The 26,791-nt window shown below is 73.5% G+C and carries 22 protein-coding genes; 10 read left to right on the top strand and 12 right to left on the bottom strand.

The genetic code is table 11. The features are described from left to right. Positions 1 to 91: 91 nt before the first annotated feature. From ACH4N1_RS29665 to ACH4N1_RS29650, 4 genes are all read right to left on the bottom strand, one after another. Positions 92 to 892 carry a polysaccharide deacetylase family protein gene (locus ACH4N1_RS29665; RefSeq protein WP_398102040.1) on the bottom strand — a complete coding sequence of 267 codons (801 nt, stop codon included), beginning with the start codon at positions 890 to 892 and terminating at the stop codon, positions 92 to 94. Further along, positions 889 to 1,920 carry a glycosyltransferase family 2 protein gene (locus ACH4N1_RS29660; protein WP_398102037.1) on the bottom strand — a complete coding sequence of 344 codons (1,032 nt, stop codon included), beginning with the start codon at positions 1,918 to 1,920 and terminating at the stop codon, positions 889 to 891. Before ACH4N1_RS29660 ends, ACH4N1_RS29665 begins: the two co-directional genes overlap by 4 nt. After that, a complete protein-coding gene (locus tag ACH4N1_RS29655; protein ID WP_398102034.1) occupies positions 1,917 to 2,744 on the bottom strand; it encodes a glycosyltransferase family 2 protein in 828 nt (275 codons plus the stop codon). Before ACH4N1_RS29655 ends, ACH4N1_RS29660 begins: the two co-directional genes overlap by 4 nt. Positions 2,745 to 3,468: 724 nt before the next feature. Continuing rightward, positions 3,469 to 4,674 carry a S8 family peptidase gene (locus ACH4N1_RS29650; protein ID WP_398102031.1) on the bottom strand — a complete coding sequence of 402 codons (1,206 nt, stop codon included), beginning with the start codon at positions 4,672 to 4,674 and terminating at the stop codon, positions 3,469 to 3,471. 306 nt (positions 4,675 to 4,980) lie between these two features. On the opposite strand from ACH4N1_RS29650, the gene ACH4N1_RS29645 reads away from it, so the two are divergent. After that, positions 4,981 to 5,787: an SGNH/GDSL hydrolase family protein gene (locus tag ACH4N1_RS29645; RefSeq protein ID WP_398102028.1), complete on the top strand. Its 807-nt coding sequence runs from the start codon at positions 4,981 to 4,983 to the stop codon at positions 5,785 to 5,787. Between the two features lie 7 nt (positions 5,788 to 5,794). Here ACH4N1_RS29645 and ACH4N1_RS29640 read toward each other — a convergent pair whose 3' ends face one another. The 4 genes from ACH4N1_RS29640 to ACH4N1_RS29625 form a co-directional block, all read right to left on the bottom strand. After that, the gene (locus ACH4N1_RS29640) at positions 5,795 to 7,414 is read right to left on the bottom strand and encodes a protein kinase (protein WP_398102025.1); all 1,620 of its coding nucleotides are present in this window, start codon (positions 7,412 to 7,414) and stop codon (positions 5,795 to 5,797) included. Between the two features lie 51 nt (positions 7,415 to 7,465). Beyond that, entirely contained in the window at positions 7,466 to 9,169 is a 1,704-nt protein-coding gene (locus ACH4N1_RS29635; RefSeq protein ID WP_398102022.1) for a nickel transporter, read from the bottom strand. Then, positions 9,166 to 10,788: a tetratricopeptide repeat protein gene (locus ACH4N1_RS29630; RefSeq protein ID WP_398102019.1), complete on the bottom strand. Its 1,623-nt coding sequence runs from the start codon at positions 10,786 to 10,788 to the stop codon at positions 9,166 to 9,168. Before ACH4N1_RS29630 ends, ACH4N1_RS29635 begins: the two co-directional genes overlap by 4 nt. A 467-nt stretch (positions 10,789 to 11,255) precedes the next feature. Further along, positions 11,256 to 12,806, bottom strand: a complete 1,551-nt coding sequence (locus ACH4N1_RS29625; protein ID WP_398102016.1) for a DUF4331 domain-containing protein — start codon at positions 12,804 to 12,806, stop codon at positions 11,256 to 11,258. A gap of 205 nt (positions 12,807 to 13,011) precedes the next feature. Between ACH4N1_RS29625 and ACH4N1_RS29620 the strand changes: the two genes are divergently transcribed. The 3 genes from ACH4N1_RS29620 (at position 13,012) to ACH4N1_RS29610 (ending at position 14,771) form a co-directional block, all read left to right on the top strand. Continuing rightward, positions 13,012 to 13,554: a sigma-70 family RNA polymerase sigma factor gene (locus tag ACH4N1_RS29620; RefSeq protein WP_363089309.1), complete on the top strand. Its 543-nt coding sequence runs from the start codon at positions 13,012 to 13,014 to the stop codon at positions 13,552 to 13,554. Continuing rightward, a complete protein-coding gene (locus ACH4N1_RS29615) occupies positions 13,551 to 14,369 on the top strand; it encodes an anti-sigma factor domain-containing protein (protein WP_398102013.1) in 819 nt (272 codons plus the stop codon). Before ACH4N1_RS29620 ends, ACH4N1_RS29615 begins: the two co-directional genes overlap by 4 nt. A 126-nt stretch (positions 14,370 to 14,495) precedes the next feature. Then, positions 14,496 to 14,771 carry a hypothetical protein gene (locus ACH4N1_RS29610; protein ID WP_363089307.1) on the top strand — a complete coding sequence of 92 codons (276 nt, stop codon included), beginning with the start codon at positions 14,496 to 14,498 and terminating at the stop codon, positions 14,769 to 14,771. A 9-nt stretch (positions 14,772 to 14,780) separates the two neighbouring features. On the opposite strand, the gene ACH4N1_RS29605 is transcribed toward ACH4N1_RS29610, so the two are convergent. Next, complete coding sequence (locus ACH4N1_RS29605; RefSeq protein WP_398102010.1) at positions 14,781 to 15,977, bottom strand: CaiB/BaiF CoA transferase family protein; 1,197 nt, start codon at positions 15,975 to 15,977, stop codon at positions 14,781 to 14,783. On the opposite strand from ACH4N1_RS29605, the gene ACH4N1_RS29600 reads away from it, so the two are divergent. Continuing rightward, positions 15,976 to 16,578 (top strand): hypothetical protein, encoded by a 603-nt coding sequence (locus tag ACH4N1_RS29600; RefSeq protein WP_398102008.1) that lies wholly within the window; start codon positions 15,976 to 15,978, stop codon positions 16,576 to 16,578. The genes ACH4N1_RS29605 and ACH4N1_RS29600 overlap by 2 nt on opposite strands. Before the next feature lie 34 nt (positions 16,579 to 16,612). Here ACH4N1_RS29600 and ACH4N1_RS29595 read toward each other — a convergent pair whose 3' ends face one another. The 3 genes from ACH4N1_RS29595 to hmgA are packed head-to-tail and all read right to left on the bottom strand — an operon-like array spanning position 16,613 to position 19,861. Then, positions 16,613 to 17,752, bottom strand: coding sequence for a type ISP restriction/modification enzyme (locus ACH4N1_RS29595; protein ID WP_398102005.1), 1,140 nt, complete (start codon positions 17,750 to 17,752; stop codon positions 16,613 to 16,615). Between the two features lie 12 nt (positions 17,753 to 17,764). Then, on the bottom strand, positions 17,765 to 18,514 hold the full coding sequence (locus tag ACH4N1_RS29590) for a GntR family transcriptional regulator (RefSeq protein ID WP_398102003.1): 750 nt from the start codon (positions 18,512 to 18,514) through the stop codon (positions 17,765 to 17,767). 27 nt (positions 18,515 to 18,541) lie between these two features. Next, positions 18,542 to 19,861: a homogentisate 1,2-dioxygenase gene (hmgA, locus tag ACH4N1_RS29585; RefSeq protein ID WP_398102000.1), complete on the bottom strand. Its 1,320-nt coding sequence runs from the start codon at positions 19,859 to 19,861 to the stop codon at positions 18,542 to 18,544. A 160-nt stretch (positions 19,862 to 20,021) separates the two neighbouring features. Between hmgA and ACH4N1_RS29580 the strand changes: the two genes are divergently transcribed. The 5 genes from ACH4N1_RS29580 (at position 20,022) to ACH4N1_RS29560 (ending at position 26,717) form a co-directional block, all read left to right on the top strand. Further along, positions 20,022 to 20,750 (top strand): nuclear transport factor 2 family protein, encoded by a 729-nt coding sequence (locus ACH4N1_RS29580; RefSeq protein ID WP_398101997.1) that lies wholly within the window; start codon positions 20,022 to 20,024, stop codon positions 20,748 to 20,750. Further along, on the top strand, positions 20,747 to 21,361 hold the full coding sequence (locus tag ACH4N1_RS29575; RefSeq protein ID WP_398101994.1) for a TetR family transcriptional regulator: 615 nt from the start codon (positions 20,747 to 20,749) through the stop codon (positions 21,359 to 21,361). The genes ACH4N1_RS29580 and ACH4N1_RS29575 overlap by 4 nt, the downstream gene beginning before the upstream one ends. 102 nt (positions 21,362 to 21,463) lie before the next feature. Beyond that, complete coding sequence (locus ACH4N1_RS29570) at positions 21,464 to 23,695, top strand: molybdopterin oxidoreductase family protein (protein ID WP_398101992.1); 2,232 nt, start codon at positions 21,464 to 21,466, stop codon at positions 23,693 to 23,695. A gap of 124 nt (positions 23,696 to 23,819) precedes the next feature. Further along, on the top strand, positions 23,820 to 25,268 hold the full coding sequence (locus tag ACH4N1_RS29565; RefSeq protein ID WP_398101989.1) for a CitMHS family transporter: 1,449 nt from the start codon (positions 23,820 to 23,822) through the stop codon (positions 25,266 to 25,268). Positions 25,269 to 25,421: 153 nt separating this feature from the next. After that, complete coding sequence (locus ACH4N1_RS29560) at positions 25,422 to 26,717, top strand: MFS transporter (protein WP_398101986.1); 1,296 nt, start codon at positions 25,422 to 25,424, stop codon at positions 26,715 to 26,717. Positions 26,718 to 26,791 lie beyond the last annotated feature (74 nt).

Here is a 26,791-nt window from a genome sequence, read left to right as displayed (position 1 = left end):
AGGGCCACCGAACCGGCCCGCGCCGCGCCTTCCGGCGCGAGGCCTCCACGGCCGGCCCGTGCCGCGCCTCCCGCCTCGGACCGTCGGACCGTCAGGCCAGGGCGTCGGCCGCCCTGCGGTGGATCCGCCGGGCCCCGCGCACCACCGCGTATCCCTTGGTGAGGGCGCGGTCCCGGGCGAAGGTGCGGGCGACGGCGCGTCCGTCGAGGAGCCGCTCGAACTCCTCGACGCCGGTGCCACGCCGCACGGTCACCCGCCGCAGGGCGTACGGCCCCTGCGCGCGCCGGGCCAGCGCGTTGCCGACGGCGAGCGCCTGGGCGAAACCGTGCTCCCGCACGGCCGTGCGCACCCGCCTGCTGGAGTAGCCGTACGGGTAGGCGAACGAGACCGGCGGGGCGCCCAGTTCGCCGGCGACGATGTCCCGGCAGCGGGCCAGCTCGGCGTGCAGCGCGGTGTCGTCGAGCTGGTCGAGCTGCGGGTGGCTGTGGCTGTGGCCGCCGATCTCGACGCCCGCGCGGGCCAGTTCGCGCACCTGCCGCCAGTCCAGCATGGCGTCCGGGCCGCCGCCGGTGTCGTACGCGCCGCGGAGCCAGCCGGTGGACACGAACAGGGTGGCCGGGAAGCCGTGTTCGGCCAGAGCGGGCAGGGCGTGGCGGTGCACGCCCTCGTAGCCGTCGTCGAAGGTGATCAGGACGGGCAGGGCGGGCAGCGGGCGGCCGGAGCGCCAGCGGGCCGCGAGGTCCGCGGTGGTGAGCGGCGTCAGGCCCCGCTCGGCGACCATCGCCATCTGCCCGGCGAACGCCGCCGGGGAGACCGAGAGCGACCGGGTGGCGTCGTTCGGGTCGGACGCGACCGCGTGGTACATGAGGATCGGGATCCGCGCCTGTGTCATGCGGCGGCCTCCCGGTCCGCCCCGGCGGGCGCGTCGACGCGTACCCGCGAGAACACCGTCCCGTTGCGCCGCGCCCGTACGCTGCCCACCACGTAGCCGGCGGCGGCGGTGAGCACCCCGGCGACGATCGCGCCCGCGCGCCGGGCCCCGCCGGGGCGGGCCAGCGCCTGGTCGCGCAGCCCCCGGACCACCCCGGCCGGCAACACGCGGGTGACGTAACGGCGTTCGGACTCCAGGCCCTTGCCGGCGCCGACACTGCGGGCGACGAGCGCCTTGGACAGGCCCTCGGCGTAGGCGCGGGTGCGGAAGTACGCGAAGCGCTCGCGGGCCTCGGGCACCCTGTGGTGGATGACGGCGCGGTCGTCGACGAGCAGGACGGCGTCGGGTCTGGCGCGGCCGATCCGGATGCACAGCTCGGTCTCCTCGCCGCCCAGCGGCCGCCTGTTGCCGTCGCGGCCGATGCCGGTGGCGAAGCCGCCCGCGAGGTCGAACGCGGTCCGCCGGAAGGAGGCGTTGCCGCCGAGGACGTTGCGGACCCGGACCAGGCCGGGCGGCAGGCCCCGGTAGGAGCAGCCCACCACCCAGTCGAACTCGTCGGGGAACCAGTCGGGCCGCCGTCCGGACGCCCACACCGGCTCGGTCCGGCCGCCGACGGCCATCACCCGCGGGTCGTCGTAGGCGGCGGCGAACCGGCTCAGCCAGTCGCGTTCGGCGACGGCGTCGTCGTCGAGGAAGGCGACCACCTCGCCGCGGGAGGCGGCGATGCCGGTGTTGCGGCCGGCCGACAGCCCGCGCGGGCCCGCGTTGGGCAGCACCCGCACCCCGGTGACCTCCTTGTACTCCCGGGTCAGCCGGTTCAGGAGCACCGGGTTGTGGTCGACGACCAGCAGGGTCTCCAGGGCCGGCCGGCTCTGCGCGCGCACCGAGGAGACCGCTGCGAGGATGTCCTCCCAGCGGTCCTCGGTGTACACGCAGACGACGACGGAGACGCGGACGGGCGGCCCGGCCGGGGTGTCGTTCGCGCTCAAGACACCTCTCCCCGGGCCCCGTCGAGCATCCGCGCGCGGCGGCCGCGGCGCAGCGCCCGCCGGTTGGACCGTTCGCCGATGATCACCCGCAGCACCCGCAGCCCGTCGCGCACGGCGCGCAGGTTGCTGACGCCGTGGATGCGCAGGTACTCGTGGCTCGGGATCTCCTGCACCCTCAGTCCGGCCTTGACGACCCGGATGTTCATCAGGGTCTCGACCTCGAAGCCGGTGCAGTCCAGGTCGATCTTGTCCAGGCAGTGCCGCCAGAAGGCGTTGTAGCCGTAGCACAGGTCGGTGTAGCGGGCGCCGAACTTGCGGTTGACGACGGCGCACAGGACGCGGTTGCCGAGCCGGCGGACGAAGGTCATGTCGTCGGTGCCGCCGCCGTTGGCGAAGCGGGAGCCCTTGGCGAAGTCCGCGCCCGAGACGAGGGCGGAGACGTACGACACGATCTCGTTGCCGTCGGCGGAGCCGTCCGCGTCGACCATCACGATGATGTCGCCGCTGCACGCCTCGAAGCCGGTGATGAGGGCGTCGCCCTTGCCCCGGCCCTGCTGCCCCACGACCTTGACGCCGGGCCACAGCTCCCGCGCGACCTCGACGGTGGCGTCGGTGGAGTTGCCGTCGACCAGCACCACTTCGTGGATCCAGTCCGGCAGGGTCTTGAAGACGTACGGAAGGTTCTCGGCCTCGTTCATCGCCGGGATGACGACGCTCACCGGTGGCGTGATGGCCAGGTGAGAGGAGATGGGCCGGTACTTCCCGGCGGTCGACGGGGCCTGACGATCCTGGCCCGGTGTCGCCGGATGCAGAACGGAACTCATGAGTGTGGTCCCTCTCGTCCGGTGGGCCGCCCACCCCCGGGCGGCCCGGATGTAAGTCCGGTTCGAAAGGGGGGTTGTTGTGTCACCCACGGCCGCACGGCATGACGGAGGACCTCTCCGTCGGCCCTGCGGCCCGGCATGGCGGAAGACCTCTCCGCGCACCCCGGGTGAGCTGGCAAAGCCGGCCGGCCACCGGAAAAGACGGCAGCCGACTGCGCGGCACGACCCGGTCACCAGGTTCGGTCACCGGGCACGGCACCCCCCTACCGCGCCCCGCGCCGGAAACCGTCTGCGGTCCTTGAGCCCTCCCCCGGGCCCTGTCGTCACCTTCTCGCCTGCCCCGCGACGCCATGCACGCACTCTCGCCGCACCGGGCCCTGACCCGAGTACGTCCAGTACGAGGATCAGGGCCCGGCACGCCGAGAGCACGCACCTGACGCCGCCGGGCCCGCCCTCCGGGCGGACGACGGGAAGGTGACGACAGGGCCCAGCCGCTTACCGACGGTCCGATGCGGGTGAGATGTCTGACGGTATTGACGAATACGCCCGTATGGCAAGACCTGGAACGAGGCCTCACCTTTTTGTTCGTTTGACCGTTACACAACGGCTCGTCCCGTCCCGGGACGGACCTCGATGATCAGGAACCTGACATAAATGTCCCCCGGAGGCCGGGTGCGCCTCCGGGGAACGGGACCTGACCGGTCGCCGCCTCAGCGGCGTCGGGTCACGGGACGATCTTCAGCAGGCGGTTCGGCGAGCCGGTGCCCGCGCTGGTGACCTTGCCGGTGGTCGCGCCGTTGACCAGGGCCGTGGCCACCTGGGCCGGGGTGGCCGAGGTGTGGCCCGCCAGGTAGATCGCGGCCGCGCCCGCGACGTGCGGGGTCGCCATCGACGTACCGGAGATGGTGTTGGTGGCGGTGTCGCTGGTGTACCAGCCCGCCGTGATGGAGGAGCCGGGGGCGAAGATGTCCAGGGCCGAGCCGTAGTTGGAGTAGCTGGCCCTGGCGTCGGTGCTGGTGGTGGCGCCGACCGTGATGGCCTCGGTGACCCGGGCCGGGGACGAGGAGGAGGCGGTGGTGCTGCTGTTGCCCGCCGCGACGGCGTAGGTGACGCCGCTGGCTATGGAGCGGCGCACGGCCGCGTCCAGGGTGGTGGAGACGCCGCCGCCGAGCGACATGTTGGCGACCGAGGGCCCGGAGTGGTTCGCGGTCACCCAGTCGATGCCCGCGATCACACCGGCCGTGGTGCCGGAGCCGGAGTTGTTCAGCACCCGGACGGCCACGATCTTCGCCTTCTTGGCGACGCCGTAGGTGGTGCCCGCGATCGTGGTGGCGACGTGGGTGCCGTGGCCGTTGCCGTCCTGGGCGACGTTGTCGCCGTCGACGGCGTCGTAGCCGTTGACGGCCCGGCCGCTGATCTGGGAGTGCGTGATGCGTACGCCGGTGTCGATGACGTAGGCCGTCACACCGCTGCCCGCGGAGTCCGGGTAGGTGTAGGTGCCGGACAGCGGGAGCGAGGTCTGGTCGATGCGGTCCAGGCCCCAGGGGGCGCTGGACTGCGTGGCGTCCACGTGCACGGTCTGGTCCTGCTCCACGGCGGCGACCGCGGGGTCGGCGGCCAGTCTCCTCGCCTCGGCGGCGGAGAGGGTCGCGGTGTAGCCGTTCAGCGCGGCGCCGAACGTCTTCTTCACCGAGCCGCCGTAGCCCTTGATGAGGTCCTTGCCGGTCGCCGAGGACGCCTTGAAGCCGGCGTCCTGCTTGAGGGTGACGATGTAGCTGTCCTTGACGGCGGTGGGGGAGCCGGCCGCGAGGACGCTGCCCTCGGCCGGGGCGGCCTGGGCGGGGAGCGCGGTCAGTCCGCCGACGAGGGCGGCGGCCGCCACGGTGGCGGCGGCGGAGACGCGGACCTTGTTGCTGCGAAGGTGTGCCATTACGAGGGAGTCCTCCTCTAGGCGGCGCGCGCCGGGGTGGGGCGCGCGTCTGTGGGGGGTGCGCAGGGTGTTCGCGCACACGGCGTCGAGCGTCGCGGCGTACCGCTCTCGGCCGGGGTAAAGACTCCGTCATCTACCGCCGTAGAACAAGGGTGTTGAAAGACAGTCAACGAATTTGACGTGCCCACGTAACAAATGGGAGATGATCGATCGCCCGGAACCTCAACAGACTTGGCATGAACACTTCCTGTCAACGCGCGTAGCTGGTACCAAGGTTGCCGCAGAGATCCTGCTAAGGGAGGTTCCATGAGACGTTCCCGCATTGCCGTACTCGTCAGCTCGCTCCTGCTCGCCCTCGGCACCGCCCTCACCGGGGCGGCCTCGGCCCAGGGGGCCCAACTCGCCGCCACCGGCGGCTATGTGGCCCTCGGCGACTCCTACTCCTCAGGTGTCGGATCCGGCAGCTACATCAGCTCCAGCGGCGACTGCAAGCGCAGCACGAAGGCCTTCCCGTACCTCTGGAACGCCGCGCACGCCCCCGCCTCGTTCTCGTTCACCGCCTGCTCGGGCGCTCGAACGGGTGATGTTCTCGCCGGACAGCTCGGCCCGCTCAACTCCTCCACCGGCCTGGTCTCCATCAGCGTCGGCGGCAACGACGCCGGCTTCGCCGACGTCATGACCACCTGCGTCACCAGCTCCGACAGCACCTGCCTCAGCCGCATCAACACCGCGCGCTCGTACGTCAGTTCCACGCTGCCCGGTCAGCTCGACAGCGTCTACTCGGCGATCCGCTCCAAGGCGCCCGCCGCCCGCGTCGTCGTCATCGGCTACCCCCGCTTCTACCAGCTCGGCACGACCTGCCTGGGGCTGTCCGAGACCAAGCGCACCGCCATCAACAACGCCTCCGACCTCCTCAACAGCGTCACCGCCCAGCGCGCCGCCGCCCACGGCTTCGTCTTCGGGGACGTCCGCACCACCTTCACCGGCCACGAGATCTGCTCCGGCAGCTCCTGGCTGCACAGCGTCAACTGGCTCAACATCGGCGAGTCCTACCACCCGACCGCGTCCGGTCAGTCGGGTGGCTACCTGCCGGTCCTCGACAACGCCGCCTGAGCCGCCATCACTGCGAGGGTGACGCGGAGGGGGAGGCCCCGCCCGACGGGGCCTCCGTCTCGCACGTGACCGAGAACGGCACCGAGTTCGACGTCACGCGAACCGGCTCGCGCACCTCGACACCGATCGCGTTGCGGTACGTCCCGCTCCCGGCGTGCGTGGTCACCACGACCCTGTCCTGCCCCGACCTCCCGCCGCCCGCCGGAAGGTCCAGGGTCCGCCAGCCCGCGTCCACGAGTTCGCCCTCCTCCGACACCCACCGGTAGGACACCCGCGCGGGCAGCCGGCCCACCGTGATGGTCACCGTGAACGTGGGCGCCTGCGCGTCCGGCGGCGGGCAGGACCCCGAGTAGTCCGTGTGCGAGCCGGTGACCGTGACCGCCACGGACTGCGGCGGAGCCTCGCTCGTGGCACTCCCGCTCTCGCTCGGACTCGCGTCCGGCGAGGGCTCCCCGCTGTCCGAGGTCTCGCTCTCCCGCGGCGTCGCGGACGGACTCACGCCCTGCGACCGGCTGTTGACGACGTCCCCGCCACCACTGCCGCTGCCGTCGCCCCCGTCCCCCCTGCTCAGCAGCGCGTACGTCAGCCCGCCGACCGCCAGTGCCAGCGCCGCCACTCCGGCGAGCAGCACGCCCGCGGTGCGCCGGTCACGGCCGGGCCCGGTCCGGGTGGTGTCCTCCGGGGAGCCGGTCCGGGGCGGAGCCGGCGACGGCGACGGCCCGGTGCGTGACGTCGCCGAAGGCCCGGCGGCCGTCGGCGGATACGGCGTCGCCGCCCGGAACGCGCCGGGCCGGGCGGTGCCGCCCGCGGCGACGACCCGCAGATCGGCCTCGGCCACCTCGGCCGGCACCCGTTCGGCCGGGTCCTTGCGCAGCAGCCCCTCGATGACGGGGGCCAGCGCGCCCGCCCGGCGGGGCCGCGGCAGCTCCTCGTCGACGATCGCGCGCAGGGTGCTCAACGGTGTGTCGTGCCGGAAGGGGGAGTTGCCCTCGACCGCCGCGTACAGCAGCACGCCCAGCGACCACAGGTCCGACTCGGGGCCCGGCGTGCGGCCCAGCGCCCGCTCCGGCGCGAGGAACTCGGGCGAGCCGATGACCTCGCCGGTCATGGTGAGCGCCGAGGTGCCCTCGACGGAGGCGATGCCGAAGTCGGTGAGCACCACCCGGCCGTCGTTGGACATCAGCACGTTGGCCGGTTTCACGTCCCGGTGCAGCACGCCCGCCTCGTGCGCCGACCGCAGCGCGGCCAGTACCTCGGCCCCGATGTGCGCGGCCCGCGCGGGCTCCAACGGGCCTTCCACGTCGAGCAGTTCGGCGAGCGAGATGCCCCGTACCAGCTCCATGACGATCCACGGCCGGCCGTCCTGCACGGCCACGTCGTACACCGTCACCACATTGCGGTTCGCCACCCGGGCGGCGGCCCAGGCCTCCCGCTCCAGCCGGGCGTACAGCCGCTCGACGTCCGAGGCCGGCAGTCCGGCCGGGGCACGGACCTCCTTGACGGCGACCTCGCGGTGCAGCACCTCGTCCCGGGCCCGCCAGACCGTGCCCATGCCACCCTCGCCGAGCGGGGACAGCAGACGGTAGCGGCCCGCGATCAGACGCTCACTGCCGGACTCTTCGGTCACCGCGCACCCCGTTCCCCCTTCGCATCCTGGTGAATACCTCCCCAACGTAGCTCAGACCAGTACGGATGCGACCCCCTTGAGCACCAGCCCGGCCCCGAGGGCCACGACCACCAGCGCCGACCACAGGGGCAGGTTCCGGCGCACCAGCGCCACCGCCGGGTGGCCGGTCCGGCGCGGGCTCCTGTCCAGCAGCCGGGCCGCACCCGCGCCCAGCCGGACGACGGCGAACCCGGCGGCCGTCAGGGTCAGGGCCAGCCCGATCCCGTACGCGACGACGAGCAGCAGCCCGAACCAGGCGTGGCCGAGCGCCGCGGCACCGACCAGCACGACGACGGCGGAGGGGCTGGGGACCAGGCCCCCGGCGAAGCCGAGCAGGATCGTGCCGCGCAGGGTCGGGGCGGTGGGGTGGCTGTGGGGCACACCGCCATGGGTGTGCGTGTGGGCGTCCGTGTCCATGTCCGTGTCCGTGGGGTGGTGCCCGTGATCGTGCCGGTGCTCGCCGTCGTGCCGGTGCTCGCCGGCGTGGCGGTGATGATGGTCGTGGTCGTGGTCGTGGTCGTGGTGGGTGTGGCCGTGGTCGAGGTCGCGCGGGTGCTCGTGGGCGGTGGACCGGGCGGGGTGTTCCGCGGGCGCGCCGACGAGGACCGGTTGACGGACGGGAGGCTTCGCCGGCCGGTGCGGACGCGGGTGGGGACGGGGATGCCGGTGTCCGGTCCCGTGTCCCCGGTGGTGCCAGGCCCGTCGTACGAGGGTCGTGCCCGCGAACAGGACGAGGGCGCCGCTGGCCAGGCCCAGCCAGGCGACCACCGAGGGCGCGGCGGCCGACCCGGCGGTGACCAGGAGGCCGAGGGCGACCACGCCGAGGGTGTGGGTGACGGTGACGGACGCGGCCAGCGGCAGGACGTCCTTGAAGCGGGCCCGGTCGCCACGGGCGGCCGCCGTCGCGGCCATGAGGGTCTTGCCGTGCCCCGGCGCGAGGGCGTGCATCGCACCGAGGCCGACGGCGAGGACCAACGCCAGCGCGGCGAAACCGAGGGTGAGGTGCTGCCGGGCGACCAGGCCGTCCAGGGCCCGCGTCCAGCGGTCCGCGCCCCGGGGCAGCACGGACGCGGCGGGCGCGTCGTCCTCCTCCTCGGCGAGCGCCGCGCCGCCGGGCCGCACCCGCAGGGAAGCGGTCGCGGTGTCGGCGGGTGAGGACAGCAACCCGGCCGGATAGCGCGTCAGTTCCTCCGACACCGACTTCCGCGGTACGTCCGCGTCGGTGAGCGTCATCCGGTCGCCGCGCGCGGTGATCTCGCGCCAGCCGGGCCCGGAGGAGACGCCCGCGCTCCGGAAGGTGAGCGACACCGACGCGGCCTCGGGCAGCGGAGCGGTCAGCCGGCACCGCACGCGCAGGGTGTCGAGCCCGGCCTGTCCCGGCCGCAGGTCGGCCTCCGCGGCGCCGGCCGTGAGGGCGACCGTACGGCCGTCGACGGTGAGGCGGCTGCCCGCGGCGGCCGTGGCACACCGCTGCCGGGCCCACCCGGCCGGACCGAGCCGCTCGACGTCCGGCTTCGCCTGGGTCGCCGGGATCTCCGCGAGGTCCTCCACGTGATCGACGCGCAGCTGACCGGGGGCGGCCACGAGGCCGTCGTAACGGTTGACGGTGAAGTTGCCCAAGGGGTGCGCGCTCGCACCGGTGGAAGGGAACAGGGTGAGCGCGCACCCGGCCGTCAGGACGGCCGCGCAGGAGGCGAACACGCGACGGAGCGTCACTCGGCCGCCTCCAGCGTCTTCAGGGCGGCACGGGCCTCGCGGGCCCCGAGGGCCGAGAAGCCCGGGTTCAGCTCCAGGGCCGCGGTGAGGTGGGCGCGGGCGTCGTCCGGGTGGCCCGTGGCCCGTTCGATCACGCCCCGGTGATAGAGGAAGACGGCGTTGTCGTAACCGGTGGCCGTGGCCCGCCGGGCGTAGCCGAGCGCCTCGTCGTCCTCGCCGTTGACGTGCAGGGCCCAGGCGAGGGCGTCCGCGGTGTGCACCGTCCTGCGGCGGTCCCATTCGGCGCGGGCCGCGCGCAGTGCCGCCGTCCGGTCGCCGTGGTCGGCGGCGGCGAGCGCGGTGTCCAGGTCGACGTTGACACCGCCTGCGCGGGCGAGCGCCGTCCAGGCGTCGACGAGCCGGTACCGGTCCCGCGCCCGCGCCGCGTCGCCCGCGCCGCCGCGCACCTCGTACAACTCGCCCAACTCGACCAGCGGGCCGGGGAGCGGGAAGCGGGCCACCACGTTCTCCAGCCCCTCGATCGCCTCCGCCTGCCGGCCGCTCGCCGCCAGGGCGCGGGCGCGGCCCTCCAACGCCGGGAGGTAGTCCTCGTCGGCGGCGAGGGCGCGGGCGTAGTGGGTGAGGGCGGTGTCGTCGTCGCCCTGGTTCCAGGCGAGCTGGCCGAGCTGGGTGGCCACGTAGGCGATGTCGCCCGGCGTGGTCGAGGCCGCGAGTGCCCGGTCCAGGACCCGGCGGGCGGTGGTGACGTCGCCGCGCAGCTCCTGGACGTATGCGTAGCGGGTGAACACCGGTACGCCGGGACGCCGTTCGTCGGCCGTGCGGGCCGCCCGCGCCGCCTCCTCGTACCGGCCCAGCTCGACGAGCGCGTCGATGCGGGAGCACAGGGCGCGTTCGTTGTAGGGGTTCAGCTCCAGGGCCCGGTCGGCGTGGGCGAGCGCGTCGGCGAACTCGTGTCGGGCCGCGGCGAGCGCGGCACGGCCGGACAGGGCCTGGTCGTTGTCCGGGCGCAGGGCGAGGGAGCGCTTGAGCGCCTGCTCGGCCTGCGGGTAGCGGGAGGGGTCGCCCTGGGTGCGGGCCTGCTCGACATAGGCGAGGCCGAGGGTGGCCCAGCCGCCGAAGTCCTTGGGCTGGTCGCGGAGATGGGCCTGGAGCGCGGCGACGCCGGTGTCGAGGTCGGCGGCCGCGAGCAGACCGGGGGAGACCGCGGCGGCCGTCACCACCGGCGCGTCCCCGCCGTCCCGCACCGCGCCGAACGCGATCGCCCCCGCGGTGAGACCGACGGCCAGCAGGGCGGCACAGGCCCCGAGCTGCACGGACCGCCAACGGCGCCCCGCGGCGGCGACCCGCCGAACGGCGGCGACCCGCTCGTCGGCGGGGCCGGCCGCTTCGGGGGTCCCGGTGGTCGGGGCGGTCCCGGCAGTCCCGGCAGTCCCGGCGGCCACGGCCGGCCGGGCTTCGCCGGTCGACTCGATCGCGTCGGCGGTCTTTGCCGCCTCCGGCCGTGCCGTCGGCGGGCCCGCCGCTTGCCCGGACGCCGTTTCCTCCGCCGGGGCGGTGGCATCGGGCCCGGAGGCCGGCCGCTCGCGCTCCGGTCCGCCGTCGTTCGTACGCGGGGGCATGCCCTCTCCTCGGTCGCCTGGAGTGAATCGTCCTGCGCTGGTGCGTGGGGGTGGCGCGGCCCGCGCCGTGGGGGACGAGTACGCGGGCCGCGCCCGTCGGGTGGGGCGGGCGGGGGAGTGCAGGATTCTCCCCCGCCCGCCCGGACAAGGGGCCGGCGGTAAGCCGGCCGGAGCCGGCGGGCTCGACGAGGTCCGGTCGGGTTCGGCGGCCCCCGCAGGTCGGGCACCGTGCCTGGCGCCTCCGCAGGTCGGGCACCGTGCCCGGCGCCTCCGCGGGGCCCGCCCCTCCGGACCCGTGGCCGTGCCTAGGGCCTCTCGTTTGGATCAGGCCGGGCTCGCGGGGCCTGGTGCCGTCCCTCGCCGCGTTGTCGTCGGTTGCCATGGCTCCGCCATGGCGCCCTCCTCCGCCTTGCGATGAACGGCACCAGGCCCCGCTCCCTGATCCGACCTGATCCAAACGAAAGACCCTAGCCCCGGTAAGCCCGTCGGCCGTGGCCGCCGCTCGTCCGGCGCCACCACATCAGCCCGCCGCCGATGAGCAGGATTCCGGCCGCGCCGGCACCCGCCGAGGCGGCGATCACGGTGGTGTCCGTCCCGGACGTGGTGCCCGCGGGCCGGAGGGCGTCGCCGAGCTGGTTGCGGACGTCGTTGCCCGTGCTGACGCCCTTGGCGAGCGGGCCGCGTGACCCCTCGGTCGGCAGCGCGACGTAGGGGAAGGCCTTCTCGAAGTGCTTGTCGTTCTTGTCGACCGCGTCACCCAGGTCGTTCTTGGCGCCCAGCAGTTCGCCCTCGACGACCTGGAGCGAGGCGTCGATCACGTCGTCGGTGAGCCGGCGCCCGTTGGGGAAGCCCGCGTTGTCGCCGTCCAGCACGCCCAGCCGCTTGGGGGAGGCGGTCGGCTTGATGGAGGTGTTGAGACGCAGCTGCTCCGAAGGCGTCACGTGCGGAGGCTGGTTGAGTCCCTTCACCCCCTTGAGGAACACGTCCACCAGGTCGTTGCGCGGCTCGGCGGGTGCCTTGATCTTGTAGATCGCCTCGATGAGCTTCGGCAGCTCCGGGTTGGTGACGTTCTTCAGGAACCGCGCGTCGTCCTTCGGCTCGGACGCGTTGAACCTGTCCTTGTCCTTGATGGGGTTGACGACCTCGTTGACCAGCGGGTTGCCCAGCCGGGACACCTGGGACCAGTAGCCCTGCGCGTTGCGGCGCTGCGTGGTCGACCAGATGCCCACGATCGGCTGGTGCGCGGACTCGGCGATCAGGTCCGTCGGCACCTGGAGGGCGATCGAGTTGACGTTGTAGCCCTTGAGCGTGTCGTTGCCGACCTCGGAGAGGTTCCCGCCGTACAGCAGGTCGAAGACGCGCAGGTCGAGGAAGAACGGGTCGTCGGCCTGGCCGGCGAAGGTCTGCGCGCCGTTGGAGAGTTTGTAGATGGCCTGGCTGCGCAGCTTGGCGTAGTCGGGCATCGAGGCCTTGCCGACGTTCGACGGCGCCACCGGCACGTCGTCCGCGAGCTTCGTCGTGTGGACCTCCTTCCCCTTCCTCAGCTTGACCAGTTCGAGGTCGTACGTCTGCGTCACGTTCAGGTCGGGGTCGTCCAGGCTCTCGACCGCCCCGGTGTTGTACAAAAACGTCTTCTTGTTCTTCACATGCGTCTTGAAGGTGTAGCGGAAGAGCAACTCGCCCTGTGCGTCACCGTTGTTGTCGATGCGGATGTCGTACTGGGCGTCCTCCGCGAACGGGAAGAAGTTCGGGCCGCCGGCCGGCTCCTCGAACGGGATCCAGTTCGCGACGATCGTCGTGGTATCCGGTTTGTCCGGGCTCACGAAGGCGTACACGTCGGTGTTGTCGTACTGCGGGGTGCCCGAGATGAGCGGGGCCTCCCGGTGGCTGGAGGCGGCCGCCTCCCCGGGTGCCAGCGTGGCGACGCCGGCGGCCGCGAGACCCCCGGCGGCCAGTGCCCCGCATATGAGGGTCGCGACGCCCCTGCGTCCGGATCCGCTCCTGGAGATAGCTGTCATGCCGTCCGTCCTCAGTGCCAACTTGCCTGACGGACAGTGATACGGAATGGGGACGCCGGCTGGATTGGTCGGAACCCAAAAACTTTTTCTTTCCTGCTCACCCGCGTTTTCGCCCCTGGAATCCGTACCCCTGCCGGAGGTGTGTGCGTTGCGAGTGCCTGGGATGACGGGACGGCCGGGATGCGGCCGCGGGGAGGGGGACCGGATGGAGGCGGACGAGCTGCTGGTGCTCGTCGCGGGAGGCGACCAGAACGCATTCGAACGGCTCTATGCCATCGTGTCCGGGCCGGTGTTCGGACTCGTGCGGCGCGTCGTGCGGGACCCGGCGCAGTCGGAGGAGGTCTCCCAGGAGGTGCTGCTCGAACTGTGGCGCTCCGCCGCCAGGTTCGACCCCCGGCGCGGCAGTGCGCTGTCGTGGATCCTCACCCTCGCCCACCGCCGCGCCGTCGACCGGGTGCGCAGCGCCCGCGCGGCCGGCGAGCGCGAGCAGCGCGAGGCGCAGCGCGCCCACCACCCCGCCTTCGACCAGGTCACCGAGGAGGTGGAGGCCGGCCTGGAGCGCGAGTGGGTACGCCGCTGCCTCGACCGGCTGACGGCCCTGCAACGCCAGTCCGTCACCCTCGCCTACTACGACGGCTACACCTACCGCGAAGTCGCCGAGCGGCTCTCGCTGCCGCTGGGCACGGTCAAGACCCGGATGCGCGACGGACTCACGCGGCTGCGCCACTGCCTGGGAGGTGCCGCGTGAGCGTTCTCGGCTTCCTCCGCCGCGAGGACCTGCACTCGCTGGCGGCGCCCTACGCCCTCGACGCCCTCGAATCCGGCGAGCGGCGCCGCTTCGAGAAACACCTGAGCGGCTGCGACCGCTGCGCCGCCGAGGTGCGCGCCCTGTCCGAGGACGCCGTCCGGCTGGCCTGGTCGACGGCCGCGCCGCCCCCGGCCGCGCTGCGGGACCGGGTCCTGGCCGCCGTACGCACGACGCCGCAGGAGCCCGCGCGTGAGCCGTCGCGGGAGCGCGCGCCCCAACTGCCCCCGCACGTCTGGGGCATGCGGCCGCCGCCCGGACGCTCCCGTGCGCCCCGGGCACGCCGCCCGCTGTTCGTGCCGTTCGCCACCGCGACGGCCGCCGCCGCGCTCGTCGTCGCCTCCCTCTTCGCGGTCCAGGCCGGTCGCACCCAGGATCAGCTCGACGCCGAGCGGACCCGGGCACGTGAGATCGCCCACGTTCTCGCCGCTCCGGACGCCCGTGCGAGCACCGGCGAGGACGCGCGGGGCGGCACGATCGGAGTGATCGCCTCCGCTTCGGCGGGCGAGGCGGTCGTCACGTTGAGCGGACACGACGGGCTGCCCGGCGGGCGGGTGCACCAGCTCTGGGTCATGCGCCCCGGCGCGCAACCGCGCTCCCTCGGCCTCTTCGAGGGTGACGCGCCTCTGCTCGCCACCGGACTCGAGCCCTCGTCGACGTCACTCGCCGTGACCGTCGAGCCCGACGGCGGCTCACCACGGCCCACTACGCGGCCGGTTGTCCAACTCACCCTGAAATCGGTCGGATTCGGAGAGTGATGATGGAGGGGTCGTCAACCCCCTTACGGGGAAGGTGATTCCTGTGGCCGCGATACACGTGTGCCTCGCCGGGACGATAGGGTTACCCTGCCCGGGCCGGGTGGAGTCGTACGGGTGGGGAGTGACATGGAACAGATAACGATGCGCAGCAGGGCGAGGGTCCCCGCGATCACCTGCGGGAGCAACGCGACCAGTTCGCGTCTCGACCGCCATCTCTCGGTGCTGGCGGGCCCCGCCATACCGCAGCGGGAGACGGTCGAGGCGACCTCCCTCATGCGGGAACTGACGTCGCGCGCGCCGGCCCACCGCAGTCCCAGGGGTGCCCGGATCAGCGGGGTCTCGCTGTTCGCACCGCTGCGCCGACTGCGCCGTTCGCTGTTCGGCAGCAACAACAAGCACTGAGGCCCGCGCTCAGGAGGCCACACCGTCCCGGCGCAGCGCTGCGATCTCCTCGTCCGTCATCCCCACGGCACGCAGCAAGGCTTCGGTGTGCTCCCCGAGCGCGGGCACAGGCCCCATCCGCGCCTCCACTCCACCCGGCAGTGTGATCGGAGGCAGCAGCGCCCGCAACGGCCCGACCGGCGAGTCCACCTCCCGCCACCGCCCCCGGGCGGCCAGCTGCGGATGCCCGGCCACCTCGTGCAGATCCCGCAGCCGCGCGCACGCGATGCCCGCGGCCTCCAGGCGCGCCAGCGCCTCGTCGGCGTCCAGCGCGCCCAGCGCTCCCGCCACCAGCGCGTCGGTGCGCTCCCGGTGCGCGACCCGCGCCGCGTTCGTCGCGTACGCCGGGTCACTTCCCCACTCCGGTCGCTCCAGCACCAGCTCCGCCAGCCGGCGCCACTCCCGGTCGTTCTGCACCGACAGCAGCACCCGCCCGCCGTCGGCCGTCGCATAGGCGTCGTAGGGCGCGATCACGGCGTGCGCGAGACCGGTGCGCGCGGGGACCGTGCCGCCGTGCATCGCGTGGTGCAGCGGATGCCCCATCCACTCGGCCAGCGCCTCCAGCATCGACACCTCCACCGGCCCGCCTCGCCCGGTCGTCCCGCGCCGTACCAGCGCCGCCAGCACGCCCGAGAAGGCGTACACGGCCGCCGCGATGTCCGCCGCCGGGATGCCCGCCTTCACCGGCTGCCCGGGCGTCCCCGTCACCGACACCAGCCCCGCCTCGCACTGCACGAGCATGTCGTACGCCCGCCTGTCCGCGTACGGCCCCGACGTGCCGTACCCGGAGATGTCGACCGCGACCAGGCGCGGGTGCGCGACGCACAGGGTGGCGGCGTCCAGGCCGAGCCGGGCCGCCGCCCCCTGCGCGAGGTTCTGCACGAACACGTCCGCGTCCGCGACCAGCCGGCGTACGACGTCCAGGCCGCGCGGGTCCTTCAGGTCCAGCGCGATGGACTCCTTGCCGCGGTTGCACCACACGAAGTGCGAGGCGAGGCCGCGGGCCGCGGTGTCGTAGCCGCGGGCGAAGTCGCCGCCGTCGATCCGCTCGACCTTGATCACCCGGGCGCCGAGGTCGGCGAGCTGCCGGGTGGCGAACGGGGCCGCGACGGCCTGCTCGACGGCGACGACGGTGAGGCCCTCCAGGGGCAGGGGCTGCTGGTCCATGGGGTGGATCATGTCCCGTGCGGCCCCGGTCTGTCATGGCCGCGCGTACCGTCGCACGGCGAGCGGCGCGAACACCGCGCTCAGCAGCCCGCACCAGGCCAGCGATCCGGCGACCGGATGCGCCACCGGCCAGGCGGAGCCCCCCGGGGACCGGCGCGTTCCCGAACAGGTCCCGCAGCGCCGTCGTCACCGCGCTGATCGGGTTCCGCTCGGCGAGCGCGCGCAGCCGGCCCTGCAGGTCGCCGGTCGGGATGCAGGCGTTGGACAGCAGCGGCAGCACGAAGGTCGCGCTGCCGAGCTGACCGGCCGCCTCCTCGCTGCGGGACAGCAGTCCGAGGAAGATGCCCGCCCAGGCGCAGGCGAACCGGAACAGCAGGAGCAGCGCCACCGCGCCGGTCGCGGCGAGCGGACGCGGTCGCTGCCGTGGTCGGAGGAGCAGGAGAACGCGGCGCGGATCGCCTACCTGGGGAGCCAGGTCGCCACCGGGGCCTGTCCGCGGATGGCCGCGGCCTTCTCCGGGGATCCCGGGCCGATCGACCTGGAGGCCGTGTTCGGGTTCGCGGTGGAGCGGGTGCTGGACGCCTTCGCGCCCAGGCCGTGAACACGCCCTGCACGCCCTGCACGCCCTGCACGCCCTAGAGGAGCGCCAACTGGCCCTCCGGGCCCTCCTCGTCCAGGGTCAGGACCGAGGCGGGGCGGCGGGCCCGGTGCGGTACCGGCAGCACGCCCGCCGCCCGCAGGTCCGACGCCGTGACGTCGTCCGCCACCTGCAACTCCGCACGCTGGGGGAGGAGTTCCGCCAGCAGGGTCAGCACCGTGATGAGTTCCAGGAGTTCCGAGGTCCAGGACTGGGGCCAGGTGCGCGGGCGGAGGGCGGAGAGGGTGCCGGCCTCGCCGGGTGCCGTGCGGACCGCGCACCACTGCTCCAGGACCCGGACGCCGCCCGCCTCGAAGTCCCAGGCCCGCGCGGGGACCGGGGAGACGCGTCCCCCGTCGAGGTGGAGGGCCTCCTCGTCGGGGTCGTAGCGGACGGTCAGGGGCAGGGCGGGGAGCGGGGCGCGGACGTAGGGGCGGCGGCCGCCGGGCAGCTTGGGGCGCTCGCCGTCGCGGCGCAGGAGCCGCAGCAGGCGGTGGCCCAGCGCGACGCCGCGGGACCACGCTCCGGGGTCCCGGGTGAGCGGGACCGTGAGGTCGGGGCGGACGGCGGCGAGGGTCCAGGCGAGGAAGTCCAGCGGGTCGCCGGAGTGGCCGAGGTGGTCCAGCAGACCCGGCGCGAGGTTGGGTTCCCCGCCGCCGGGGCGGCGGTACAGCGGGCGGATCCGGCCGGCGCGGAGCGTGGGGAGGCGGGAGGTCGCCAGGAGGTGCGGGGCCTCGGCCGACTCCACCACGAAGACCTGCTGGGCGTCCGCCACCCGCCACAGCTCGGGTCGGGCCGCGTCGATCAGCCGGTGGTCGGGGATGAGCCACTGCTCGTCGAAGGGGGCGGCCAGGACCCGGACCGGCTCGGGGCAGGGACCGGTGGCGCGGATCAGTCTGCCGGTGCCGGCGGGCCCGCCGGGCAGCTGTGCGACCGCGGTGTGCGCGGTGCGTGAGCGGGTCGGCTGGAAGAGGACCTCGCGGTCCGCTCCCTCCGCCTTCAGGAGGCGGTCCCAACGGGCCCGCAGGGAAGCCGGATCGGGGGCCGTCGGCCACCCCCGGCCGAGCCGCGGCGGTGCGACCGACCACGGCATGAGGTCCGCCAGCGGCGGAGCTTCGTCGCGCGTCACGCGTGGCATCGTACGACGTGCTCAGTGCGCGTCGAGGGTGACCGTGAAGGAGAAGCGGTCGCCGCGGTAGTGGATGACGGCCACGTCCAGCGGGCGGCCGCCGCTGTCGTAGGTGACGCCCGTGTAGCGCAGGATCGGGCTGAGCAGCGGTACCCGCAGCAGCCGGGCGGTCTCCGGGTCCGCCAGGCGGGCCTCGACCGTGTCGGTGATCCGGCTGATGTCCGCGCCCACCACGTCCCGCAGCACCTTGGTCATCGGCCAGCGCACCAGGTCCTCCGGGTCGATCACCGCGGCGAGTTCCGGACGGACGTAGTTGCGGGCGTGGTTGGTCGGCTCGCCCGTCTTCTCGTCGCCGCGCAGCCGGTGGTACGCCGTCACCTCCGCCAGGTCCGGGAAGTACTCGGCGACGTCCGCCGGGACCGGCGTCCCGCCGTGCGAGAGCAGCTCCGTCACCATGCCCGACTGCTGGGCCACGATCGCGTCGACCGAGCCCAGCAGCCGGACCGGGGCGCCCCGCTGGGCCGTCGGCTCGATGAACGTGCCGCGGCGGCGGTGCCGGGTGATCAGCCCCTCGTCCTCCAGCTCCTTGAGCGCCTGCCGCATGGTCAGCACGCTCACCCCGTAGTGCCCCGCCAACTGTTCCTCGGTGGGCAGCCGCAGGGGGTCCGCGGCCGAGCGGCCGAGTATCGAGGCGCGCAGCGACTGCGACACCTGGTACCAGAGCGGCAGCTTGCGGTTCAGGACGATCGAGTCCGGCGCGAAGGAGGTCACGGGGCCATCCGTACCTGGCGGGAATCCTCAGTGCAAGGGGCGGAAGTGGCGTTCGAGGCCCGACCACACGTCGTCGTAGCCCTGTTGCAGATGGTCCGCGCCGGCCGCCTGCGGGGTGAGGGCGAGCGGCCACCGCGTCTCGAACATGAACGCCAGTCCGTCGTCGACCCTGTGGGGCACCAGGTCGGCCGCGCTGGCCCGGTCGAACGTCTCCCGGTCCGGGCCGTGCGCCGACATCATGTTGTGCAGCGAGCCGCCGCCCGGCACGAAGCCCTCCGCTTTGGCGTCGTAGGCCCCCTCGATCAGGCCCATGTACTCGCTCATCACGTTCCGGTGGAAGTACGGCGGCCGGAAGGTGTCCTCGCCCACCAGCCAGCGCGGCGCGAAGACCACGAAGTCCACGCCCGCCAGCCCGGGGGTGTCGGACGGGGACGTCAGCACCGTGAAGATCGACGGGTCCGGGTGGTCGTACGAGATCGTGCCGATGACGTTGAAGCGGCGCAGGTCGTAGACGTACGGGACGTGGTTGCCGTGCCAGGCGACGACGTCGAGGGGCGAGTGGTCGTAGGTGGCCGTCCAGAGGTTGCCGCAGTACTTGTTGACCACCTCCACCGGACCCTCGACGTCCTCGTACGCGGCGACGGGCGCGCGGAAGTCGCGCGGGTTGGCCAGGCCGTTGGCGCCGATGGGGCCGAGGTCGGGGAGGCGGAAGGGGGCGCCGTAGTTCTCGCACACGTAACCGCGGGCCGTGCCCTCGAGCGGTTCCACCCGGAAGCGGACCCCGCGCGGGATCAGCGCGATGTGCCCCGGCTCGGCGTGCAGCAGACCGAACTCGGTGCGCAGCAGCAGGCCGCCGCGCTCCGGCACGATCAGCAGCTCGCCGTCGGCGTCGCTGAACACCCGGTCCATGGGGGCGTCGGCGTGGTAGAGGTGCACGGCCATGCCGGCGCGCTGGGCGGCGTCGCCGTTGCCGCCCAGGGTCCACAGGCCCCCGAGGAAGTCCGTCCCCGGCGCGGGGTCGGGGAGGGGGTTCCAGCGCAGCCGGTTCGGGTCCGGGACCGTGTCCGTGAAGGGGGCGGTGCGCAGAGCGCCGTTGTCCGCGCGGGTGAACGCCGGGTGCGCCGCCGAGGGGCGGATCCGGTACAGCCACGAGCGGCGGTTGTCGGCGCGCGGCTCGGTGAAGGCGGAGCCGCTGAGCTGCTCCGCGTACAGCCCCAGGGGCGCGCGCTGCGGGGAGTTGCGGCCCTCGGGCAGGGCGCCGGGCACGGCCTCGGAGGCGTGCTCGTTGCCGAATCCCGTGAGGTACGTCAGCCCCTCTGCCGTCTTGCGTGCGTCCCCGCTGTTCATGCGTGCTCCCTCGACCGCCGATTCCTCTGCATCACCGTAGGATTGCGGTTTCCCGGACGCAAGAGGTGCGCGGGTCCTCCTCCCGGAGGACGATCACGGATGGCGAGAACCAGACCCCGGGGGGATCCCCGTGTCGTACCCGTGTTCTACGCTCCCGGGCATGTCGTGGACGCGTGGAACCCTGCCCGCGCTCGGGGTCTGTGTCCTGTTGGTGACCGGATCCGCGGGCTGCGGCAGCAGTGGCGCGCCCGCGCCGGCCGGGCGGGAGAGCACGCTCTCGCCCTCGCCCGTCGGCAAGGTGCTCGACGCCACGGACGACGACGGCCGGCACTACCGGGAGATCGGCGGGAAGGGCGCGCCGCGGGTCGGTCTCGAGGTGGAACCCGACGCGGAGGGCGGCTGGGACGTGCGCCTGAAGCTGCGCGGCTTCCGCCTGTCGCCGTCCGGCGCGCAGGCGGCGGTCGGCGGCCACGGCATCGCCCGGCTCTTCGTGGACGGCTCGCCCCTCGCCGACCTGCGCGACCCCTCCTACCGCATCCCCGAGGGCTACCTCGGGCACGGCACCCACCAGGTCACCGCACGGCTGTACGCCGACGACGGCACGGTGTGGGCGGTGGACGGGAAGCCGGTGGAGAGCACGGCGGACATCACGGCCTCGGAGCCGGAGCCGGAGCCGGAGCCGGAAACGGAGCCGAAGTCGAAGTCGAAGCCGGAAACGGAGCCGGAAACAGGGCCGGAAACGGAAACGGGACTCGAGCCGGACGCCGGCTCCGGACCGGGTGCCGCGGACGGCGCGGGCACGCCGTCCCCCGCCGCGTCGAGTGCACCGGGCACCTTCCTCCGTACCGAGGGGCGAGGTTCACCGGATCACGGCGGAAAGGCATCATGAAGCCCGTGCCCCACGCGACATCGCTCCGTCGCGCGCCCGTGCAGCGGCGCAGCGCCGAACGGCTGACCAGAATCCTCGACGCCTGCGCCGACCTCCTGGACGAGGTCGGCTACGACGCGCTGAGCACCCGTGCCGTCGCCCAGCGGGCCGGCGTCCCCATCGGGTCGGTCTACCGCTTCTTCGGCAACAAGAAGCAGATGGCCGACGCGCTGGCCCAGCGCAACCTGGAGCGGTACGCCGAGCGTGTCACCGAGCGGCTGCGGGATGCCCGGCAGGGGGACTGGCGGGCCGCGATGGACGCCGTCCTCGACGAGTACCTGGCCATGAAGCGCACCGCGCCCGGCTTCTCGCTCGTGGACTTCGGCAACCAGATCCCGGTCGGCTCGCGCGCCGAACCCAACCACCGCGTCGCCGACCGCCTCACCGACCTGCTCTCCGGCCACCTCGGCCGCACCCCCGACGAGGACCTGCGCCGCACCTTCCTGATCGCCGTGGAGGCCGCCGACACCCTCGTCCACCTGGCCTTCCGGGTGGCGCCCGAGGGCGACCCGAAGGTCATCGAGGAGACGCGGGAACTGCTGCGGGCGTACCTGGGTCGCGTGCTGGACTGACGCGTCCGCCGGATCCCCGGGCCAGGGCCTCCCCAGCATGCATACCGGTCGGTATGCTCGGCGGACGAGAGCGTCACAGCCGCCGCCTTCCCAGGAGGACCCGTGTCCCGCACCGCCCTGCGAATCTGCCCCCTGTGCGAGGCCACCTGCGGGCTGACCCTGACCATCGAGGGAACCCGGGTCACCGGTGCCCGCGGCGACCGCGAAGACGTCTTCAGCAACGGCTTCATCTGCCCCAAGGGCGCCTCCTTCGGCGCCGTCGACGGCGACCCCGACCGGCTGCGCACCCCCCTCGTCCGCCGGGACGGCGAGCTGCGCGAGGCCACCTGGGCGGAGGCCTTCGACGCCGTCGCCGCCGGGATCCGTCCGGTCGTCGAGCGCCACGGCCCGCACGCGGTCGGCGTCGTCCTCGGCAACCCCAACGTGCACACCATGGCCGGCGCGCTCTACCCGCCGGTGCTGCTCGCCGGGCTCGGCACCCGCAGCCTCTTCACCGCCTCCACGGTCGACCAGATGCCCAAGCACGTCTCCAGCGGACTCCTCTTCGGCGACGCCAACGCCATCCCGGTGCCCGACCTGGACCACACCGACCACCTGCTCCTGATCGGGGCCAACCCCCTGGAGTCCAACGGGAGTCTGTGCACCGCCCCCGACTTCCCCGGCAAGCTCAAGGCGCTCAGGGCCCGCGGCGGCACCCTCACCGTCGTCGACCCCCGCCGCACCCGCACCGCCAGGCTCGCCGACCGGCACATCGCGATCCGGCCCGGCGCCGACGCCCTGCTGCTCGCGGCGATGGCACACGTGCTGTTCGACGAAGGACTCGTGCGGCTCGGCGAGTTGAGCGCCCAGGTGCAGGGAGTCGACGAACTCCGCGACGCCGTCAGCGACTTCACCCCGGAGGCGGTGGCGGCCGCCTGTGACGTGGACGCCGCGCTCGTGCGCACCCTCGCCCGGGAACTCGCCGCCGCCCCCACCGCCGCCGTCTACGGCCGCATCGGCAGCTGCACCGTCCCGTACGGCACCCTCGCGAGCTGGCTCGTCGACGTCCTCAACATCCTCACCGGCAACCTCGACCGGCCCGGCGGCGCCCTCTTCCCGCAGGCCGCCACGGACCGGACGCCCCGGCCCGCCGGTCCCGGCCGGGGCTTCGCGCTCGGCCGCTGGCACTCGCGCGTGAGCCGGCACCCCGAGGCCAAGGGCGAACTGCCGCTCTCCGCGCTCGCCGAGGAGATCGACACCGCGACGGACGAGGGCACCCCGGTCCGGGCGCTGATCGCCGTGGCCGCCAACCCGGTGCTCTCCGCACCCGACGGCGACCGGCTGGACAAGGCGCTGGACTCGCTCGACTTCATGGTCAGCGTGGACCCGTACCTCAACGAGACCTCGCGCCACGCCGACGTCGTCCTGCCGCCGCCGCCGCCGTCCCAGAGCCCCCACCACGACTTCGCCTTCAACACCCTCGCCGTCCGCAACCAGGTCCGCTACACCCGCCCCGCCGTCCCGCTGGAGCCGGGCCGGATGGCCGAGACCGAGATCCTCGCCCGGCTGACCCTGGCCGTCACCGGGATGCACGGCGCCGACCCGCGCGCCGTCGACGACCTGGTCATCGGCCAGACCCTCGGCAAGGCGGTCGAGGACCCGCACTCACCCGTGCACGGCCGCGACCCCGAGGACCTCGCGGCACGGCTCGCCGGCGACAGCGGCCCCGAACGCCGGCTCGACATGATGCTGCGCCTCGGCCCCTACGGCGACGGCTTCGGCGCCCGGCCCGACGGGCTGTGCCTGGAGCGCCTCCTCGACCGCCCGCACGGCATCGACCTCGGGCCGCTGCGGCCGCGCCTGCCGCAGCCGCTGAAGACCCGCAGCGGGAAGATCGAGCTGCTGCCCCGGCCGATCGCCGACGACCTCCCGCGGCTGCGGCGGGCGGCGGACGAGCGACCCGCCGGGCTCGTCCTCGTCGGACGCCGGCACCTGAGGTCCAACAACAGCTGGATGCACAACGTCCCCGCCCTCACCGGCGGCAGCAACCGCTGCACCGTCCAGGTCCACCCCGAGGACGCCGAGCGGCTCGGGCTGCGCGACGGGGAGCCGGTGCGGGTCAAGGGCGCCGGGGGCGAGGTGACCGTGCCCGCCGAGGTGACCGACGGGGTGCGCCGGGGCGTCGTCAGCATCCCGCACGGCTGGGGCCACGACCGCCCGGGCACCCGGCTCGGCCACGCCTCCGCCGACCCCGGAGTCAACGTCAACCAGCTCCTCGACGGCAGCCTGCTCGACCCGCTGTCCGGCAACGCCGTCCTCAACGGCGTACCCGTCGAACTCACCCCCACCGGCTGACCTGGAGTTTTGCGCTTATTGCTCGCACGTCAACGTCTTGTTAACACCGTTTGAACGGTCCTAACGTCAACGCACCGCCGACCCCCAGGTGGGATGTTCAAGGGCGAACGTTAGGTATCCATTCATGCTGACCATCCTCGGCTTCGCCATGATCGCGACCTTCCTGGTCCTGATCATGCTGAAGAAGATGTCGCCGATCGCGGCGCTCGTCCTGATCCCGGCACTGTTCTGTGTCTTCGTCGGGAAGGGCGCCAAGCTCGGGGACTACGTCCTCGACGGCGTCTCCAGCCTCGCCCCCACCGCGGCGATGCTCATGTTCGCGATCGTCTACTTCGGTGTGATGATCGACGTCGGTCTGTTCGACCCGATCGTGCGGGCCATCCTGAAGTTCTGCAAGGCCGACCCGCTGCGCATCGTCGTCGGCACGGCGCTCCTCGCCGCGATCGTCTCGCTCGACGGCGACGGCTCCACCACCTTCATGATCACCGTCTCGGCGATGTACCCGCTGTACAAGCGCCTGAAGATGAGCCTGGTCGTGATGACCGGTGTCGCCGCGATGGCCAACGGCGTGATGAACACGCTGCCCTGGGGCGGCCCGACCGCCCGCGCCGCCACCGCCCTGAAGCTCGACGCCGGCGACATCTTCGTCCCGATGATCCCGGCCCTGGCCGTCGGTCTCCTGGGCGTCTTCGCCCTCTCCTACGTCCTCGGCCGCCGCGAGCGCAAGCGGCTCGGCGTGCTGACGCTGGACGAGGTCCTGGTGGAGGAGCCGGAGACGGAGACCGAGACGGTGCTCGTGGGCGCCGGCACCGGTACCGGCACCGGCCGGAAGGCCGCCCCCGTGGGCGGTTCGGGTTCCGGCACCGACGCCGACGCCGACGCGGGGGTGGATGCCGACGCCGACGCCGACGAGCCCGAGGAGGACGAGCGCCTCGCCGGACTCGACCCGAACCGTGCCACCCTGCGTCCCAAGCTGTACTGGTTCAACGCGCTCCTCACGGTCACGCTGCTCACCGCCATGATCATGGAGTGGCTGCCGATCCCGGTGCTGTTCCTGCTCGGCGCCGCGCTCGCGCTCACCGTCAACTTCCCGCACATGCCCGACCAGAAGGCCCGCCTCGGCGCGCACGCCGAGAACGTCCTCAACGTCGCCGGCATGGTCTTCGCCGCCGCCGTCTTCACCGGCGTCCTCACCGGCACCGGCATGGTCGACCACATGGCCACCTGGCTGGTGGACAACATCCCCGACGGCATGGGCCCGCACATGGCCTTCGTCACCGGCGTCCTGAGCATCCCGCTCACCTACTTCATGTCGAACGACGGCTTCTACTTCGGCGTCCTGCCCGTCCTCGCCGAGGCCGGCCAGGCCCACGGGGTCTCCTCGCTGGAGATCGCCCGCGCCTCCCTGGTGGGCCAGCCCCTGCACATGTCGAGCCCGCTCGTCCCGGCCGTCTACGTCCTGGTCGGCATGGCCAAGGTCGAGTTCGGCGACCACACGCGGTTCGTCGTGAAGTGGGCGGCCCTGACCAGCCTGGTGATCCTCGCGGCGGGAATGCTGTTCGGGATCATCTGACCCGCGATCCCGGCCCGTACGGCCCGACCCGGTCCGGCCCGATCACCTCAGGTCCCACCGGCCTGAGGTGATCGGATCAGGTCCCCCGACCCGCTCCGTCCCACGCTCGTTCCGACTGCGACTCCGACTCCGACTGCCAGGGAGGAAAGACTCATGGGGCCCGGTGGGAACCGCGGCTGGCTGCTCCGCCTCGTCATCGCCTTCGGCTTCGCGCAGGGGGCGGTGTCGATGGCCCGGCCCGCCGTCTCCTACCGGGCCCTCGCGCTGGGCGCGGACGAACGGGCGGTCGGTGTCATCGCCGGTGTGTACGCCCTCCTTCCGCTCTTCGCCGCCGTCCCGCTGGGGCGCCGTACCGACCACGGCCGGTGTGCGCCCCTGCTGCCCCTCGGCGTGGTCCTGATAACCGGCGGCTGCGCGCTGAGCGGTATGGCCGGCTCCCTGGGGGCGATGGCCCTGTGGAGCGGCGTCATGGGACTCGGCCACCTCTGCTTCGTCATCGGCGCCCAGTCGCTCGTCGCCCGCCAGTCGGCACCGCACGAACAGGACCGCAACTTCGGCCATTTCACGATCGGCGCCTCGCTGGGCCAGCTGGTCGGCCCGATCGCCGCGGGCGCCCTGATCGGCGGCTCCGACATGGCCGGCACCAGCGCGCTGGCCCTCCTCGTCGCCGGAGCCGGTGCCGCGGCCGCGTTCACCTCGCTGTGGCGCATCGAGCACCCGGGCACCTCCGCCACGTCGCGTGCGCCGAAGGGCGACCGCGTCCCTGTCGTACCCGTGGTCCGCATCCTGCGCACCCGCGGCGTGCCCGCGGGCATCTTCGTCAGCCTCTCGGTGCTGTCCGCGACCGACATCCTCACCGCCTACCTGCCGGTGGTCGGCGAGCACCGGGGCATCGCACCGTCGGTGATCGGTCTGCTGCTCAGCCTGCGGGCCGCGGCCACCATCGCCTGCCGCCTGGTCCTCACGCCCCTGCTGCGGCTGCTCGGGCGGACCATGCTGCTCACCGTGACCTGCCTGCCGGCGGCCCTGCTGTGCGCCGGGGTCGCGCTGCCGGTGCCGGTGTGGGCGCTGGCCGTGATGCTCGCGGCGCTCGGCTTCTGCCTCGGGGTCGGGCAGCCCCTGTCCATGACGACCGTCGTCCAGGCCGCGCCCGACGGTGCCCGCTCCACCGCCCTCGCGCTCCGGTTGACCGGCAACCGCCTCGGCCAGGTCGCCGCGCCGGCCGCCGCGGGTCTGATCGCCGGGGTGGCGGGCGCGGCGGCGCCGTTCGTGATGCTGGGCGGCCTGTTGCTGCTCTCGTCGGGGGTGGCGCTGCGCTCGCCGGCGGGGGGCGGGGCGGGGGAGCGGGCGGCGGGCGGCGAAGACGCTTCCGGGGCCGGCGGCGGAGCCGGGGCGCGGGGCGGAATCCGGCGTACCGGCTCCTCGTTGGGCCGTAAGAGCGATATCTGAGGCGCGGCACGCGATGCTTCCGTGATCGACGGGCCGGGATGTGACATCCAGTCAGATGAAAGTCAATTTGTATG

Source organism: Streptomyces sp. NPDC017202, assembly GCF_044331705.1.
In the GTDB taxonomy this organism is placed as follows: domain Bacteria; phylum Actinomycetota; class Actinomycetes; order Streptomycetales; family Streptomycetaceae; genus Streptomyces.
The sequence above is the reverse complement of the archived record's forward strand: the minus strand, read 5'-3'. Positions and strand labels throughout refer to the sequence as shown.